Genomic DNA, 16,539 nt, shown 5'->3' on the forward strand with positions numbered 1-16,539 from the left:
CCTACTCGACTCATTTGCCAAGCGCATCGCGGTTCACCTTTCCTTGCAGGGTCATGGGGAACTCCGAGACGACCTCGTAGCGGGACGGCCTCAGGTGTCTGGGCAATTGGCTCCTGATGTGCCGTTCCGCCAGGGCGACCAGCCGGGCCGCCTCCTGTCCGCCGGGGTCGGCCGGACGTACGGGCAGCAGGTAGGCGACCAGCCGCACGTCGCCGTCGCCGAAGTCGCGAGGCGCGGCGACGGCACGTGCCACGTCCGGAAGGCGTGCCAGGCATTCCTCGATCTCGGCGGGTTCGATCCGGTAGCCGCGGATCTTCAATTGGTCGTCCGTGCGACCGAGATAGACCAGCTCGCCGCCTGGCAGCCGCATCGCGCGGTCGCCGGTGCGGTAGAGCCGCTCCTCATCGATCCCGGCCACCGACGGCACGAACCGTTCGGCGGTGAGTTCGGGCCGGTTGAGGTAGCCGCGGGCGAGCCCCGCGCCGGCGACGTACATCTCTCCCGGCACACCGTCCGGTTGGGGCGTGCCGAGTTCGTCGAGGACGTACACGCGCAGGTCGGGCAGCGGCACGCCGATCGGGCTGGTTCCCGTGCCGAGGGTGACGTCCGAGGTGGTGATCCGGCGGTACGTGCAGTGCACAGTGGTCTCGGTGATGCCGTACATGTTGACCAGTTCGGGTGTGTGGTCGCCGTGCCGGTCGATCCAGGGGGCGAGCATCCGCGGGTCCAGTCGCTCGCCGCCGAAGATGATCAGCCGCAGTGCGAGGCCGTCCGTGTCCGGTGCGCCGCCCCGGCCGGAGAACAGCACGCCCAGCAACTGGTGGAAGGCCGAGGGGGTCTGGTTCAGCACGGTCACCTGTTCGTCCCGCAGCAGGGCGACCAGGTTCTCGGGCGACCGGGAGACGGTCTCCGGCAGCAGCACCAGCCGCCCGCCGTGCAGCAGCGCGCCCCAGATCTCCCAGACCGAGAAGTCGAAGCTGATGGAGTGGAACAGCGACCAGGTGTCACGGTGGTCGAAGTGGAACCACGACCGAGTCTGCTCGAACAACCGCACGGCATTCCGGTGTGTGACGGTGACGCCCTTCGGCGCGCCGGTGGAACCGGAGGTGTAGATGACGTAGGCCAGGTCGTCCGCGGAGGGCTCGACCGACTCCGGCGTCGTGGCCCCGCGGTCGGCGGGGATACGGCCGGACGCGGTCGTTCCCGGGTCGAGGGAGACGTCGTCCCCCTCGACCCACACGATGGCGGGGTGACGCCCGCCGAGCACGTCGGCGGTCTCCCGTGCGGCCACCACGAGGGGCACCGCGCTGTCGGCGAGCAGATAGTCGATCCGGGCGGCCGGATAGCCCGGATCGATCGGCACGTAGGCCCCGCCCGCCTTGAGGATGCCCAGCATGGCGACGATGGCTTCCGTGCTCCGCCGAGCGCACAGCCCGACCAGGCCGCCCGGCCGCACGCCGAGCCCGGCGAGGCGTGCGGCCAGCCGGTCGCTGCGTGCGTCGAGTTCGCCGTACGACACCGGTCCGGTCGGTGTGGACAGGGCGACCCGACCGGGTGCCGCCCGGGCACGTTCGGAGAAAATTGCGTGGAGGAAGTCAGCCGACATCACGAATTCCGTTCGTGTGGCAGGAAAGCGACGAATGAGCGACCCATTTACGGCGGTCGGTCGATAATCGCGAACAATCAGATGCTAGCGAGCGGCACCCGCCGCGCAGAAGCTGGTACGGGGTGTCCAACCGCCGGTTTTCCGCAGTTGGACGGAGTGGCGCTCAATCAGCCAATGACGTCTTCTGCGCAATGCGCGCGGCGATGTCGTCCCACACCCGCGCGGATTCCCGTGCCGCCTGCTCGACCAGTTGCGCGCAGTGCGCCGGCACGTTGTCGACGATCTTCTGCCACTCCTCGCCCGTCATCGCCTGCACCCGAAGGACGCGCAGCAGGGCCCGGCCGGCGTCGGTCTGCCGGACGGCGGGGTCGGCGGCCAGCCGACGCAGTACTTCGTCCTGGTCGACGGGAGGCCTGGCCTGGTTTCGCGGGGGTGGTTTCGATGTTCGCGCGGGCGCCGACTGCCTGCCGTAGAGCAGGCGGTTGCGGACCGCGCGCACGGTCTCGGGCGATATCCCGGCTGCCTGGGCGACCTGCCGCAGCGACAGGTCCGGGTTCTCGGTCAGCAGCGCGGTCGCCAGGCTGCGCCGCCGCGAGGCGTCTACCGGCCGGGCGCGGCCGTCCTGCCCGATGCGGACCCCGGAGCATGCGTCAGCCGTTTTTCTCCGGCGTATTTCGGCGACGGTTCGGGCGGAAATACCGGCGACCGACGCGATCATCCGGTCCGACCATTGCGGGTGGGTCGTGACAATGCGTTCGGCGGCCGAAATCCGGTCCTTGAGGGACAGCGGAAGTCCGTGTCCGATATTCGCCCGGACGGCCAGCACGAAGGAATCCTCCACGCTGCCGCGGAAATAGCGGGCGGTGATGTGTTCCTGCCCGCGCAGCCGTGCGGCACGCACCCGGTGCGCCCCGTCGATCACCCGCATCGTCGCGTGGTGCACGATGATCGGCGGCAAGTCCCGCTCCGCGGCGATCAGGGACCGTACGTGCTCCTCGTCCTCGCCTGCAGCGCGCGGTGAGCCCTTGAGCACCAGCGCGGCGACCGGGAGGCGCACCACCTCGTCGTCCGTTACGACGTACCGGCCCGGATCCGGGCGGTCGCTCATCCGTCCGCCCCGCGCGCCGGCGGCGACAGCTCGGCGGGCCGTAGCTCCAGGAGGCAGCACTTCACCCCGCCACCGGCCTTCAGCAGCTCGGACAGGTCCACGCCGATCGGCTCGAACCCCCGCTCGCGCAGTTGTCCCGCCAGCCGCCGGGCCGCCTGTGCGAGCACCACGTGCCGGCCGTCGGACACGGCGTTGAGGCCGAAGACCCTCGCGTCCTGTTCGGAGGCCAGGACCGCTTCCGGAAACCGTTCGGCCAGCGCCTCGCGGCTCTGCGAGCTGAAGGCGCCCGGGTAGTACATGATCTGCTCGTCGTCGAGCACGGCGAGCGCGGTGTCCAGATGGTAGAAGCGCGGGTCGACCAGCGTGAGCCCGAGCACGGGCCTGCCGAGGAATTCAGCGGCCTCCGCCCATGCGGCCGTCTCGCTGCGGAACCCCGATCCGGCCAACAGCAGTTCCCCGGCGAGGAGGAAGTCCCCCTCCCCCTCGTTGATCCTGGTCGCCTGCTGGATCTCCGTCCATCCGTGCGCCCTGAACCACTGCGCGTACGCCGCGGACTCACCGGTCCGCTGCGCGTGCCGGAACCGGGCGACCAGGACCTTGCCGTCCACGACGACTGCCCCGTTCGCGGCGAACACCATGTCGGGCAGTCCCGGATCCGGCGGCATCAGCTCGACGTCGTGGCCGAGTTCCACCAACAGGTCGTGCAGCTGTTTCCACTGCGCCAGGCCGGTCTCCGTGCTCGTCGGCACGACCGGGTCCATCCACGGGTTGATCGAGTAGTTCACCGTGAAATGGGTGGGACGGCACATCAGATAGCGCCGAGGGCGTACCACGCCGCCCGACGCCGGAGACTGCCCGGTCGCTGTCCGCGACATTTCGCTCCCCCTCTGCTCGGGTCCGCTTTGTGCGACGGCGGGTCAGGCGGACGGCATCCGCTCGGCGATCCGGCCGGCGAGTGCGGCTTCGTTGTCGACCAGGTAGAAATGACCGCCGGGGAACGCGCCGACGTCGAATCCGCCCGTGGTCAGCTCACCCCACGACGCCAGTCCGGCGTGGTCGACGTCCGGGTCCTCGACACCGCCCGTCGCGAGCACCGGTGCGCGTACCGCGGGCGGGTCGCCAGGCTGGTAGATCTCGAACAACCGGTAGTCGTCGCGGATCATCGGCAGCAGCACCTCGACCAGCTCCGGGCTGGCCAGCAGATCCGCGAACGACTCGTTGTCCCGGGCGACTTCGGCGGCGAACTCGGCGTCGGGCAGCCGGTGCACCTCGCCCGGCTGCTTGCGGTGTGGTGCGGTCACGCCGGAGACCACGAGGAGGTCCACGACCGGTCCGCGACGGCGCTCCAGTTCCACGGCCACCTCGTAGGCGACGTAGGCGCCCATGCTGTGGCCGAAGACGGTCAGGGGCTCGTCGGTGAACGGCTCGACCGCCGACGCGATCTCGTCGGCCATCTTCTCGATGCTGTCCGCGGCGGGCTCGCCGTACCGGTCCTGGCGTCCGGGGTACTGCACCGCGTACACGCCGATGTCCGACGGTAGCAGTGCTGGCCAGGAGGTGTAGGTGTTGGCGGTGCCGCCGGCGTGCGGCAGGCAGACGAGCCGTCGGCGGGGCCGCGAGACGGCGTCGCCGCAAGGGCGCAGCCAGAGTTCGGCCGTGGTCGCTTTCCTGGTGTGCATGAATCTCCCCCTCATCCGAACAGGCCGGCGATCGCTTCCGGGTCCAGCGAGACGGGCGTGAGCCGGTACCCGTCCGGCGGTTCGGCGCCCCTCACATGGCGGACCAGGAAGTCCCACCGGCGCCGGTTGAGGTAGTGGTCGTAACCGACGAAAGCATGGTCGGAGCCGGGCACGATGAGCAGCTCGAAGTCCTTGTCCGCCGCGATCAGGCGCTCCACCAGACGCATCGTCAGATGCGGCGAGAAGCTGTCGTCCAGGCCGCCGTGCACCAGCAGCAACTTGCCGGTGAGCCGGTCCGCGATGTCGACGTTGGAGGCGGCGGCATAGGTGTCGGCGTCGAACGGGCCGTTGTACATCTCGGCGACGCCCTGCTCGGCGTAGCGCAGGTCGTGGACCCCGCACTCGGCGACGCCGGCCTTGAACACCTCGGGGTGGTCGAGCAGGGCCCGTACAGCGGCGAACCCGCCGGAGGACATCCCGAACACCCCGACCCGGTTGAGGTCCATCCATGGGCGGTCGCGGCCCAGTTCCCGCAGTGCCGCCACGTGGTCGGCGAGGCCGGCCGCGTCGCCGACCCGGCCGTAGGAGGCGTCGTGGAACGCCTTGTCCCGCCCCGGAGAGCCGCGGCCGTCGATCGCCACCACGACGAACCCGAGGGCGGCCATGGCCTCGGCGTCGTACCCGTAGTAGCCGGGGTCGAAGGAGGGCACGACCCGGGTCGCGCTGGGGAAGCCGTACGGGTGGTCCAGGACCGGGTACCGCGCGGCCGGATCGAAGCCGTGCGGCCGGTGGAGCATGCCGTGGATCTCGGTGTGCCCGTCGGCCGCTGTCACCCGGAACCGTTCCGGCGGGCTCCATCCCGTCTCTGTCAGGCGTGAGATGTCCGCGCGCGCCAGTTCGACGAGTACGCGCCCGTCCCACCCGCGCACGGTGGTCACCGGCGGGAGCGCGTTGGTGGATGCCGAGTCGATGAAGTACGCCGCGCCGGGCGGGACCGTTACCACGTGGTCGAGGTCGTCGTCGGTGACCTTGGCGCACCCCGAGCCGTCCAGGGCTGCCCGGCACACCGTGCGCCGGTAGGGGTCGTCGGCGACCATGCCGGACGCCAGGAAGTACACCACGCGCTGTTCCTCGTCGACATGGAGGATCTCCTGGACCGCCCACGAGCCCCGCGTCACCTGTGCGCGGAGCTCGCCGTCCCGGGTGCCGTGGAGGTAGAGGTGGCCCCAGTTGTCGCGCTGGGAGTACCACAGCACCTCCGTGCCATCGGACAGGACCCTGACCATCGGTGCCTGGCCGAGCAGTTGGGTGGGCTCCACACGGGTCGCTCCCGACTCGTTCAGCACGGTGCGCACCTCGCCCGAGGTCGGGTCGAGCCGGTGCAGGGTGAGGGTCCTCATGTCCCGTGCCGAGCTCAGGTAGTACACCGCCGAGCCGTCCTCGGTCCACCAGGCCCAGCGGCGGGAGATGGGCGACATCAGCGGCATCGCGACCGGTTCCGCCAGAGCTGGCACCGCCTTCCCGGATTCGACGTCCAGCACCACGAACTCGGCCAGCGGCATCCGCTCGTCACCGGGGTGAGCGAACCTCTGCGTGCGCAGCTTCGGCGGTCCTCCGTCCGCCGGCAGCGCCTCGACGAGGTGCGTCTCGCGGACCCCGCGCATATCGGTCCGATGGGTGAGCACCCGTCGGGAGTCCGGCGACCACAGCACCGCGGGCGGCAGGTGCGGGATGCCGAGCTTGCCGAGCAGCGTGGAGTACATGAAGTAGTCCGGGTTGGCGCCGTAGTCACGGTCCGCCGAACCGTCGTCGGTCAGCGCCCAGTCCCGCCCGTCCGCCAGGGAGCGGGCCCGGATGTCGTACTCCTGCCGGAACACCGCGTGCCGGCCGTCCGGCGCGACGACGTCGAGGAGTCCACGGGGCGGTGGCCCCTCGACGCCGGCGCAGTCGTAGTCGTCCAGTGAGCACCGCCAGTGGGCACCGAGCGCGTCGAACTCGATGGCGCCATCGGTCGGTTCGAACGCCGCGAAGGGCAGCGCGCCGGCGTCCACGTCCCGGCCCGAGGCCGTCGCCAGCGCGGTGGCGAGCCGCGCGTGGTCGAACGCGGCTTCCCGGGTGCCCTCGACGGGGTCGACGAGGAGGAAGCGGGGGCTGTCCGGGGCGTCGCTCGTGTACCAGAAGCGGGCGCCGCCGTCGATCCACCTCGGACGGATCCTCCCGTCGAGCACGAGTTCGCCGCGGTTGTGCCGCAACAGGCGTTCCGCGGTTCGGTACGCGTCTGCGTCGAGCCTGGTCGGGTTCATCGGGGTGGTCCTCCAGACCGGCCGGTCAGCCGACGACGACGGGGAGCCGGGCCACGCCGTTGAGGTTGGGGTTGGTCATGAACGCCGGCGGGTTGTCCGGGTCGCAGCGCAGGTCCGGGAAGCGGTCGAACAGCGCGTTCATCGCGATACGGCCTTCCCGCCTGGCCAGCGCCGCCCCGATACAGAAGTGCACGCCCCGGCCGAAGGCGAGGTGCGGGTTGTGCTCACGGGTGGGGTCGAAGGTGTGCGGATCGGAGAAGACTCGCGGGTCGCGGTTGGCGGTCGAGATCCACACACCGACCATCTGATCGGCCCCGATCGTCACGCCGCCCACCTCGGCCGGTGCATTGGTCACCCGAACCATGGAGGCTATGGGGCTCAGGTAGCGCAGCGACTCCTCCAGCAGCCCTGGGACCAGCCCGCGCTGCTGGCGGACCGTCCGGTCGATGTCCGGATGGGCGTCGAGGCACAGGACGGTACTGCTGATCAGCAGTGTGGTCGTGACGTGGCCGGCGACGAGCATGACGTTGGCGAAGTTGGCCACCTCGTTCTCGGTCAGCCGCTCACCGTCCACTTCCGCCTCGACGAGCCGGGTGAGCAGGTCGTCCCGCGGGGCGGAGCACCGGTCCCTGACGTGTTCGCGCAGGTAGTCGGTGATGTGGCGGACCTGCTCCATCGCGAACTCCACCTCGTTCCCCACGCTCTCGTCACGCTCACCGAGCGAGAACTCCGAGGTGATGCTCATCATCTTGTCGACCCACCCGTTGAGCAGGGCGTGATCGCTCGCGGGGATGCCGAGCAGTTCGGCGATCACGGTGATGGGCAGCGGATAGGCCAGTTCGGCAATGAGATCGAAGCTCTTGCGGTCGGCAACTTTGTCCAGCAGGTCGCCCACGATGGCGTGGACCCGGGGTTCGAGTTCGTCGATCGCGCGGGGGGTGAAGGCGTGGGTGATGAGCTTGCGCAGCGCGGTGTGCCGCGGCGGGTCCAGCTGGGTGATGGAGCCTTCGTCGAACTCGCGTCGCTCCGGGATCAGCCGTCCGGTGTCCGACGAGAAGATGTGCGGGTTGTTCGCCACCTGCACCGCCTCGACGTGGCCGTACACGTTCCAGATGCCGGTCGCCTCGTCGAGCACGACCCGTCCGGACGACCTGTCCTCGCCGTACATCCAGAAATATCGCTGTCGGTCCAGTTTCCACTTTTCGGCCAGCGCAGACATGACACTCCCGTCGTCACGGATTCGGCGATACAGGCCATCTAATTTTCCGGGGAATTCGTCCATGGATTTCCGCACCGGAATGAATACCGCCTGATTCTTTCAGACCGGCGACGCGCCTGTCGACGGTACGGCAATCCACCGGGCGTCCTGTCGGCGGGACAAGCCGGGGGCGGGGGCGGGGGCGCCGACGGATGGCGCCATGCGAAACGGGGGCGGGGGTTCCGGAGTGGTCCGCACGGGGTCGTCGGCGCACCACCGGAGCGGGTGCGGTGCCGGGCGACTCGCTCCCCTTCCCCCCGCGGCTTGCGATGGCGCCACGCAGGCGCCATACTTGCGCCATGGATCTCACACCCTACGTCGACGGTCTCCACCGTGAACTCCTGGCCTCCGCCGGGGCGGGCGACGGCGAAGCCATGGCGCTGGCCGAGCGGCTGGCCGCCTCGGTCGCGTCCGCAACCCGGCTCACCATGCTGGACGTCCTGTCGGCCGCCGCGGACGAGATCACCCGAGACCTCGTGCCCGGGTCGGTGGAGATCCGGCTGCGCGGACGCAACCCGCACTTCGTGGTCACGTCCCCCAGCTTCCACGAGGCGCCCGACGACGACCTCGAGCCACCCGAGGACGCACCCACGCCCGAGGAGGCGCTTCCGGCGCCGAGCGGCACCGAAGGCGCGGTGGGCCGCATCAACTTCCGGCCGCCCGAGCAGCTCAAGGCCCGTATCGAGGCCGCGGCCGCCAAGGAGGGGCTCTCGGTCAACGCCTGGCTGGTCCGGGTCGCCACGGCCGCGCTGGACGCCGGCGCCACCCAGCCCCGCTCAGGCCGCCGCAGCCCCGGACCGACGCGTCACTTCGTCGGCTGGGTCGGCTGAGCCCCGCCAACCACGAGACAGGACGGTTCCCATGCCCGAGTTCACCACCCCCGAGCCCATCACCGTCGTACTCGCCATGAACAGCGGCAAGCTGTCCCTCGTGGCCGGGGACCGCACCGACACGGTCGTGCGGGTCCGGCCCGGCGACGAGACGGCCCCGGCAGACGTCAAGGCGGCCGAGCAGACCGTGGTCGACTACACCGCGGGCAGGCTGCAGGTGAAGGCCCCCGACCCGCACTGGCTGAGCGGCATCCTCGGGAACAGCCCCTCGATCGACGTCACCATCGAACTGCCGGTGGGCTCGAACCTGCAGGCCGAGGTGAACAGGGCGCAGATCCAGGCCGAGGGCCTGCTGGACGAGGTCCACCTCAACAGCGTGTCGGGCCACGTCCACCTCGACAGGGTCGGCTCGCTCCACGCCGACACCGTCTCCGGGCACATCGCCGTCGACGACGTGTCCGGGTACGCGAACGTCAACGGAGTCTCGGGCAAGGTACGGGTGCGCCGCGCCCGGGGCAGCGCAGTGGTCAAAGGCGTCAACGGCGACATCTGGATCGGCGAGGCGGACAGCGAGCTGCACCTCAGCGCGGCCGGCGGCGACATCTTCGTGGACAGTGCCGGCCCCGGCACCACGGCCAAAACCGCCGGCGGCAGCATCCGCGTCGGCCGGGTGACGACAGGCGAGGTGGAACTGCTGACCTCCACGGGAGAGGTCGAGATCGGCATCGGCGAGGGCTCGACGGCCTGGATCGACGCGCGGAGCGCGACCGGGTCGGTGCGCAACTCGCTGCCGGCCCAGGACGGGCCCACGCAGCAGGCCGACATGGTCAAGGTGCGGGCCAGGTCGCGACACGGCGACATCATGATCCACCGTTCCCCGCAGCCCAGCCCGTCGGCGAACGTGTGACCGGCGCGGGGTGACGCACGTCAGGGCGTGCGTTCACCCCGCCCCCACGCCGGGCGGCCGAGACTTCAGCGGGCGCGGCGATCGGACGCGCCCTTCAGGGACGGCGGCTCCTGTCCAGCCGGCGCCCGCGCATCTGTTGCAGCGGGCAGCCCGTGCATCAGCCGTGGCGCGCAGCCCACGACCTTCGCGCATCAGCCGTAGCACCTTGGATCGCTGCCGGCGACAGCGCCTGACCCCGCACACCAGCCGCCGACTCAGTCGACCGGGAAGCGGCTCGAACCGTGGCGCTCAGCGGACCCCGCCGCACTGCGGCCAACGCGGGCTGGATACGCGGCCTGGCGGCACTCGCAGAGCTGCGATCAGCTTGTCAATATGGCGCCAATGGAACGCCAACTCCACTTGTATTGGCGCCATCCATGCGCCAAGCTGGCGCTCCCGGCAGACGCACCGCCCTGGACGTCCCGGCGACAGGACACGTCGTCCCGCAGCAACGGCAACACGGGCGCCCCCACCCATTCCGCTCGGACAAGTCTTCCGACCGCGCGCCAGAAATCTTCCCCACGTCAAAAGGAGAGGGATATGACCACCACCAGCCCACCGGCCATCACAGCCACCGGGCTACGCAAGTCGTACGGCGAAAATCTGGTTCTCGACGGAATCGACTTCGTGATTCCCGCAGGTCGCATCTGGTCGTTACTCGGACCGAACGGCGCCGGTAAGACGACCCTCGTGCAGATCCTCTCCACGCTCATCCGTCCGGACGCCGGGACCGTACAGGTCGCCGGTCACGACCTGCAGCGCGAGCCCGAAGCGGTACGCCGGGCGATCGGCGTCACCGGACAGTTCGCGGCCGTCGACGAACTGCTCACCGGCGAGGAGAACCTGCTGCTGATGTGCGACCTGCATCGGCTGAGCCGGCAGGAGAGCAGGCAGCGCACCGCTGAACTGCTCGAACGGTTCGAGCTGGCGGGCGACGACGCGAAGAAGCTCGCCGGAGCCTACTCGGGCGGCATGCGCCGCAAGCTCGATCTCGCGATGACCCTCGTCGGCAGCCCGCGGATCATCTTTCTCGACGAGCCGACCACCGGTCTCGATCCCCGCAGTCGGCGCACCATGTGGGACATCATCCGGGATCTGGTCGCCGACGGTGTCACGATCTTCCTGACCACGCAGTACCTGGAAGAGGCGGACGAACTCGCCGACAGGATCGCGGTGTTGCACCACGGCACCTTCGTCGCGGAGGGAACCCCGGCGGAGCTCAAGCGTCTCGTTCCCGGCGGCGACATCCGACTCACCTTCGACAGTGCCGAGCAACTGGCCACGGCCGCGGCGGCGTTGGGGGTCTCCGACGTCGACGAGGAGGCGCTGAGCCTGCGGGTGCCCAGCGAGGGCGACTTGGGCTCGATGCGGCAGGTCATCGACCGGCTCGACCGGGCATCGGTCACCGCGTCCAGCCTGTCGATGCACAGCCCCGACCTCGACGACGTGTTCCTGACCCTGACGTCCCAGACCGCCACGACGGGCGGAAAGCAGGAGGCAGCACGATGAGCACCCTCTCCCTCGCATGGCACGACTCCTCCACGATGCTGCGCCGCAACCTGCGGCACGCAACCCGCAACCCGTCGACGCTGCTCGGGTCGGTTGTCATGCCGTGCGTGCTCATGCTGTTGTTCGTCTTCGCCTTCGGCGGCACGATGGGCAACGGGCTGGGCGGAGCCGCACAGGGCATCGACTACGTCGACTACCTCGCCCCGGGCATCTTCCTGCTGGCCCTGACCGTGGGAGCGATGGGCACCTCCATCGCGGTCGCGGTCGACATGACCAAGGGCATCATCAACCGGTTCCGCACCATGGCCATCTCCCGCGCGTCGGTCCTGACCGGACATGTGGTGGGCAGCGTGATCCAATCGATGGTCAGCATCATCGTGGTCATCGGCATCGCGGTCGCGGTCGGTTTCCGCCCCACGGCGGGTGTGCTGGGCTGGCTCGCGGCCTTCGGCCTGATGGCTCTGGTGAGCTTCGCGCTCACCTGGGTGGCGGTCGGCTTCGGCCTGCTGGCCAAAACCGTCGACTCGGCGAGCAACATGCCGATGATCCTGCAGGTCCTGCCGTTCCTGTCCAGCACGTTCGTACCGGCCGAGTCGATGGCCTCCGGTCTGCGCTGGTTCTCCGAGAACGAGCCCTTCACCCCGATCACCGACACCCTGCGCAACCTGCTCCTCGACCGGCCGGTCGGCAACGACTGGATCATCGGCGTCGCCTGGTGCCTCGGCATCGCACTGGTCGGCTACCTGTGGTCGAAGAAGCTCTACAAGCGCGACCCGCGGCACACCTGACGCACCACCCCCTCACCCCCCATCCCTCACACGAGGAGGCTCTCGATGGCAACGGAAGCACTCGATCCGCCGGACGTCATGTCGGACGCGATGATGACGGACCCGTACCACGGTGCCGGTCTGCTGCGCGAACAGGCGCCGGTGGTACGCGGTCGGCTCATGGGCGCCGTGCCGGTCTGGTACGTGACCCGGTACGAGGAGGCGATGACGGTCCTCGGCGACCGCAGGTTCGTCAGCAACATCGCCTCGGTGTCGGGGTCTCAGGGCGAGGACGCCCGGACGCAAATGGCGGAGCGGCTCGGGGTGCCGGCCGAGGACTATCCGTACCTCGCCAACGGAATGCTCGGCCAGGACGCGCCGGACCACTCGCGGCTGCGCAAGCTGGTGATGCGCGTCTTCACGGTCCGCCGGATCACCGAACTGCGCCCGCGGCTGGAGGCGATCACCACATCCCTCATCGACGCGTTCGACGACTCCGGGCGCGTGGACCTGATCGCTCGGTTCGCCTACCCGCTGCCCCTCACAGTGATCTGCGAGCTCATGGGCATCCCGGAGTCCGATCACGCGGACTGGCATGCGTGGAGCAGCGGGCTGGCGTCGCTGGAGCCGGGTGTCATGCCGCGCGCGCTGCACGACATGGTGACGGGAGTGCGCGAGCTCGTCGAGCGGCGCCGCGACTCGCCGGCCGACGACCTGCTGACGACGCTGATCAGGACCCACGACGAGGACGGTGACCGCCTGAGCGTCGAGGAGCTGGTCACTTTCGTCATCACACTGATGACGGCCGGTCACGAACCGTCCGCCCACGCCCTCGGCAACAGCATCGCCGAACTGCTGACCCATCCCGACCAGCTCGCCCGGCTCAGCCAGGACCCCGAACTGTGGCAGACGGCGGTCGACGAACTGGTGCGCCGGTGCGGCCCGACGCAGGTCTCCGTGCCGCGGTACGCGGCGGTCGACGTCGAACTGGGCGGCGTCCTGATACGAGCCGGAGACGTCGTCCAACCGATGCTCACGGCTGCCAACTACGATCCGCGCCGCTACGCCGATCCGGACCGGTTCGACGTCGGTCGCCGTATGAAGGCGCCCGGCCACGGCCACCTCGGTTTCGGGCACGGTCCGCACTACTGCCTCGGCGCCTACCTGGCGAAGCTGCAACTGGGCGTCGCCCTTCCGGCGCTGTTCGGCCGCTTCCCCCGGCTGGCGCTGGCGGTGGATCCGGCGGACCTCCCCTGGCAGAAGCTGCCGGGTCTGCGGCGGCTGGCCGAACTGCCGGTCGTCCTCGCTCCCGCCGACCGGTGACGCGCCACTCCCCCATCACGTCCAAGGACGGACTTCATGCCCACCTTCTCGACCCCCGGCGGGGTCTCCGTCACCGTCAACCTGCCGGCCGGCGATCTGCTGCTCGTCGCGAGCGACCGGACGGACACCGTCGTGCTGCCGCACGCCGGTGATGACGACTCCGCCGGTCTGCGCGTCTCCTACGCCGACGGCAGGCTCGTCGTCGACGGCCCGCAACCGCGCAACGGTTTCGCCAGCTGGCTCGGATTCGGTGAGTCGTTCGAAGCGAGAATCGATCTGCCGGAGGGCTCGAACGTGCGGGGCGTGGCCCTGGAGGGCGGCTTCCGCAGCATGGGCAGGCTGGGCGCGTGCACGTTCCGGACCGACTACGGCGAGATCTTCCTGGACGAGACCGGTCCCCTGACGGTCACCACCGACAGCGGCGACATCGCCGTACGGCAGGTCACCGGTGACGCCGAGGTGACCAGCGACTCCGGCGTGATCCAGATCCAGAGGATCGACGGGAGCGCCACCATCACCAACGAATACGGTGAGACGGAAATTCGCGAAATCACCGGAGTACTACGCGCACGCGGTCGCGATTCCGATCTCCTCGTCGGCCGTACCCACGGCGATGTCGAGGCCTTCAGCGAATCCGGTGACATCCGTATCGCGGAAGTCACCCGCGGGACGGTCGACACGACGTCCGACTCGGGAAACATCGACATCTCCGTTCCCGAGGACGCCGCGGTGGCGGTCGACCTCGAATCCCCGAACGGACGGGTGCGCAACTCGGTGCCCCGGAGCGGGACGGCCGGAAAGCCGGACCGGAGCATCACCGTCCGGGCCCGCTCGCACCAGGGGGACGTCACCCTCACACCGCTCCGGCCGCGGCCGGGCACGTGACCACCACGCGGGCGCGCGCCGGCCGTACGGCGTTCGCCCGCGCACGGGTGTCCTGTCGACCGGACAACATCACGTCACGCACGCGAAATCGGGCGCGACCGCAGGAATTTCGCACCCTTGGTAATTCCGCGTGGACATCGGTCGGCCACCGGTCCAAACTGGCAGCCGATTCCGGCGAACGCTTTCCGGCCCGCCTTTCTCTTCTCGCGGCGCTGCGCCCAGCACGGCGCTTTCCACCTTGCTCTGCGCCTTAAGAATTCACCCGGCCGTCCAGCAATCCACAGCGGAGGCGCGCGGGTTGCCGCGGTCAGTGCGGGTGCCGGTCGCCGTGACAGATCCCAAGGCAGGAGGTTGGCATGACACGAGTGCTCAAAGCCGCCGGGCCCGCGAGTCCGGAGACACCCGACCAACTCGATACGCCCGACCAGCAGACGGACGTCCCGCTGGTGGTGCCGTGGAGCCCTGCCACGCGTGTGGCGTTCCGGTTCGGGCTGGCCTATGTCGCCCTGTTCTTCCTGACCGAGATGCGGATCATGTATCCGCTGCTCGGAGTCTTCGGCAATGACCTGCCCGCGGGGGCACTGGTCTGGCAGTACCACCTCGTGCGCCCTGTGGTGACCTGGGTCGGCGAGCATGTGTTCGGCGTCGACGCGGCGTTGATCGAGCCCGTGCAGAGCGGCGACCAGAGATTCTTCTGGGTGCTGGCCTTCTGCTGGTTCGTCGGTGCCCTCGTGGTCACGGCGGTGTGGTCCGTGATCGACCGGCACCGCACCGACTACGTGTGGCTGCACAAGTGGTTCCACGTCGTCGTCCGGTTGTGCCTGGCGGCCCAGTTGTTCTCTTTCGGGTTCGCCAAGGTGTTCCCGCTGCAGATGTCGCTGCCGCTGACCCGGCTGGTGGAACCGTACGGCGACTTCGGGATGCTGAACGTCTTGTGGTCACAGGTCGGCAGCTCCCAGCCGTACGAGATCCTGCTCGGGTGCGCCGAGGTCACCGCTGCTGTCCTGCTCCTGGTCCCCCGGACCGCGATCCTGGGGGCGCTCCTGGCGTCGGTCGAGTTGACCCAGGTGCTCATCCTCAACGTCACCTACCAGGTGCCGCTGAAGATCTTCACGTTCCACCTGCTGCTGCTGGCCCTGATCCTGCTGGCTCCGCACGCGGTCCGTCTGGTCGGGTTCTTCGTGACGGACCGGGGTGTGGGCCCCCTCCGCAGGCCACAACTGTTCCGGACCCGCCGGGCCGCGTCCCTCGCCCTTGCCGTGCAGATCCTCTTCGGGGCATGGCTGGCCGGCTCCCAGGTGCACGAGGAATGGAAGCTGTGGGACTCGATCGGCACGTCGGGGCCGAAGCCGCCGCTGTACGGCATCTGGAACGTCGCCGAGTTCTCTCTGGACGGGCACGACCGCCCGCCCCTGACGACGGACGGCGAGCGGTGGAACCGCCTCATCGTGGACACCAGCCACTCCTACCAACCGGGGCCCGTGTCCAGCCAGCGCATGGACGGCTCCATCGTCGACTACGCGGCCACCTTCGACGCGAAGAGCCGGACGATGGCCCTGGCACGGCTCGACGACCCGACCTGGTCCGCGCGGCTGGTCTTCACCCAGTCCACGCCCGACCGGCTGACGCTGAACGGCGTGCTGCACGGTCACAAGGTCCGTATGCGGCTGGAGAAGGCCGACCTCTCGTCCTTCCCCCTCACTCACAACGGTCCGCGCTGGGTGCAGGACGGTCCCTACCAGCCGCGTCTGGAACTTCGGTGACGCACCGGAGCCGTCAGCGGACCGACACAGGGAAACCGGCGGGCCGGCGCGCGCCTCGGCGCACGGCCCGCTGGTCGGCGGGCCGTGCGCCGAGGCGCCGGCACAGGGCGCAGCGCCTCGTTCAACCGCGCACCACCATCGCCCCGAGCCCCGCCGTCGGCAGCTCCCGCGCGAACCGGAAGTCCCTCTCGCGCCTCTCCTCCACCGTGTCGCCGCCGCAGGCCGCCAGGATCTCCTCCGCCTCCCGTACGACGTCGGCGGCTTCGGGCACCTGAGTCACCGCACTCGTCGCCTGCCGGTGACCGGCGTCCCGGGTCGACCCGGCGTCCGCCCGACAGGCGCACGGAGTGGTCGTCGATCGTGCGAATCGGTACACGAACCGGAGGACGGTACACAGGGCGGCCGCGTGCCGGTGGGCGGGCAGTCCGGCTCCGCGGATGATCCCTGCTCCCGCCGGTCCTCGTCGGCGTCCGCCTCGGCCAGCCGCAGCCGCCGAAGGTGACGTCCACCCCGGCGGCCAGCGCGTGGAGAACCTCGGCAGGCCCTCGGCGTCCGAGGCCGG

Annotated in this window: 14 protein-coding genes; 7 read left to right on the plus strand and 7 right to left on the minus strand. The window is 69.8% G+C overall.

Annotated features, from left to right (window positions below):
• Positions 1-10: 10 nt before the first annotated feature.
• From M2157_RS13060 to M2157_RS13085, 6 genes are all read right to left on the minus strand, one after another.
• Positions 11-1,606 carry an amino acid adenylation domain-containing protein gene (locus M2157_RS13060; protein WP_280865332.1) on the minus strand — a complete coding sequence of 532 codons (1,596 nt, stop codon included), beginning with the start codon at positions 1,604-1,606 and terminating at the stop codon, positions 11-13.
• A 163-nt stretch (positions 1,607-1,769) separates the two neighbouring features.
• Positions 1,770-2,714, minus strand: a complete 945-nt coding sequence (locus M2157_RS13065; protein ID WP_280861985.1) for a ParB N-terminal domain-containing protein — start codon at positions 2,712-2,714, stop codon at positions 1,770-1,772.
• Positions 2,711-3,589, minus strand: a complete 879-nt coding sequence (ddaH, locus tag M2157_RS13070) for a dimethylargininase (RefSeq protein WP_280865333.1) — start codon at positions 3,587-3,589, stop codon at positions 2,711-2,713. Before ddaH ends, M2157_RS13065 begins: the two co-directional genes overlap by 4 nt.
• Positions 3,590-3,631: 42 nt before the next feature.
• Positions 3,632-4,393: an alpha/beta fold hydrolase gene (locus M2157_RS13075; protein ID WP_280865334.1), complete on the minus strand. Its 762-nt coding sequence runs from the start codon at positions 4,391-4,393 to the stop codon at positions 3,632-3,634.
• Between the two features lie 11 nt (positions 4,394-4,404).
• Positions 4,405-6,696 (minus strand): prolyl oligopeptidase family serine peptidase, encoded by a 2,292-nt coding sequence (locus M2157_RS13080; protein WP_280865335.1) that lies wholly within the window; start codon positions 6,694-6,696, stop codon positions 4,405-4,407.
• A gap of 25 nt (positions 6,697-6,721) precedes the next feature.
• Positions 6,722-7,915 (minus strand): cytochrome P450, encoded by a 1,194-nt coding sequence (locus tag M2157_RS13085; protein WP_280865336.1) that lies wholly within the window; start codon positions 7,913-7,915, stop codon positions 6,722-6,724.
• A gap of 338 nt (positions 7,916-8,253) precedes the next feature.
• Between M2157_RS13085 and M2157_RS13090 the strand changes: the two genes are divergently transcribed.
• From M2157_RS13090 to M2157_RS13120, 7 genes are all read left to right on the plus strand, one after another.
• Complete coding sequence (locus M2157_RS13090; RefSeq protein WP_280865337.1) at positions 8,254-8,784, plus strand: toxin-antitoxin system HicB family antitoxin; 531 nt, start codon at positions 8,254-8,256, stop codon at positions 8,782-8,784.
• A gap of 31 nt (positions 8,785-8,815) precedes the next feature.
• Positions 8,816-9,691 (plus strand): DUF4097 family beta strand repeat-containing protein, encoded by an 876-nt coding sequence (locus tag M2157_RS13095; RefSeq protein ID WP_280861991.1) that lies wholly within the window; start codon positions 8,816-8,818, stop codon positions 9,689-9,691.
• Between the two features lie 579 nt (positions 9,692-10,270).
• The gene (locus M2157_RS13100) at positions 10,271-11,239 is read left to right on the plus strand and encodes an ATP-binding cassette domain-containing protein (RefSeq protein ID WP_280861992.1); all 969 of its coding nucleotides are present in this window, start codon (positions 10,271-10,273) and stop codon (positions 11,237-11,239) included.
• Positions 11,236-12,027 carry an ABC transporter permease gene (locus M2157_RS13105; protein ID WP_280861993.1) on the plus strand — a complete coding sequence of 264 codons (792 nt, stop codon included), beginning with the start codon at positions 11,236-11,238 and terminating at the stop codon, positions 12,025-12,027. The genes M2157_RS13100 and M2157_RS13105 overlap by 4 nt, the downstream gene beginning before the upstream one ends.
• Before the next feature lie 45 nt (positions 12,028-12,072).
• The gene (locus M2157_RS13110) at positions 12,073-13,329 is read left to right on the plus strand and encodes a cytochrome P450 (RefSeq protein ID WP_280861994.1); all 1,257 of its coding nucleotides are present in this window, start codon (positions 12,073-12,075) and stop codon (positions 13,327-13,329) included.
• A 36-nt stretch (positions 13,330-13,365) separates the two neighbouring features.
• Complete coding sequence (locus M2157_RS13115) at positions 13,366-14,214, plus strand: DUF4097 family beta strand repeat-containing protein (RefSeq protein WP_280865338.1); 849 nt, start codon at positions 13,366-13,368, stop codon at positions 14,212-14,214.
• Positions 14,215-14,570: 356 nt separating this feature from the next.
• Positions 14,571-15,977, plus strand: coding sequence for a DoxX family protein (locus tag M2157_RS13120; protein WP_280865339.1), 1,407 nt, complete (start codon positions 14,571-14,573; stop codon positions 15,975-15,977).
• Between the two features lie 121 nt (positions 15,978-16,098).
• On the opposite strand, the gene M2157_RS13125 is transcribed toward M2157_RS13120, so the two are convergent.
• The gene (locus M2157_RS13125; protein WP_280861997.1) at positions 16,099-16,248 is read right to left on the minus strand and encodes a hypothetical protein; all 150 of its coding nucleotides are present in this window, start codon (positions 16,246-16,248) and stop codon (positions 16,099-16,101) included.
• Between the last annotated feature and the right edge of the window lie 291 nt (positions 16,249-16,539).

The sequence above is a fragment of the Streptomyces sp. SAI-127 genome (genome assembly GCF_029894425.1).
Taxonomy (GTDB): Bacteria; Actinomycetota; Actinomycetes; order Streptomycetales; family Streptomycetaceae; genus Streptomyces.

Coding starts and splice junctions, on each gene's coding strand:
- M2157_RS13060 (WP_280865332.1), bottom strand. CDS start 1,606: ATGTCGGCTGACTTCCTCCACGCAATTTTCTCCGAACGTGCCCGGGCG.
- M2157_RS13065 (WP_280861985.1), bottom strand. CDS start 2,714: ATGAGCGACCGCCCGGATCCGGGCCGGTACGTCGTAACGGACGACGAG.
- ddaH (WP_280865333.1), bottom strand. CDS start 3,589: ATGTCGCGGACAGCGACCGGGCAGTCTCCGGCGTCGGGCGGCGTGGTA.
- M2157_RS13075 (WP_280865334.1), bottom strand. CDS start 4,393: ATGCACACCAGGAAAGCGACCACGGCCGAACTCTGGCTGCGCCCTTGC.
- M2157_RS13080 (WP_280865335.1), bottom strand. CDS start 6,696: ATGAACCCGACCAGGCTCGACGCAGACGCGTACCGAACCGCGGAACGC.
- M2157_RS13085 (WP_280865336.1), bottom strand. CDS start 7,915: ATGTCTGCGCTGGCCGAAAAGTGGAAACTGGACCGACAGCGATATTTC.
- M2157_RS13090 (WP_280865337.1), top strand. CDS start 8,254: ATGGATCTCACACCCTACGTCGACGGTCTCCACCGTGAACTCCTGGCC.
- M2157_RS13095 (WP_280861991.1), top strand. CDS start 8,816: ATGCCCGAGTTCACCACCCCCGAGCCCATCACCGTCGTACTCGCCATG.
- M2157_RS13100 (WP_280861992.1), top strand. CDS start 10,271: ATGACCACCACCAGCCCACCGGCCATCACAGCCACCGGGCTACGCAAG.
- M2157_RS13105 (WP_280861993.1), top strand. CDS start 11,236: ATGAGCACCCTCTCCCTCGCATGGCACGACTCCTCCACGATGCTGCGC.
- M2157_RS13110 (WP_280861994.1), top strand. CDS start 12,073: ATGGCAACGGAAGCACTCGATCCGCCGGACGTCATGTCGGACGCGATG.
- M2157_RS13115 (WP_280865338.1), top strand. CDS start 13,366: ATGCCCACCTTCTCGACCCCCGGCGGGGTCTCCGTCACCGTCAACCTG.
- M2157_RS13120 (WP_280865339.1), top strand. CDS start 14,571: ATGACACGAGTGCTCAAAGCCGCCGGGCCCGCGAGTCCGGAGACACCC.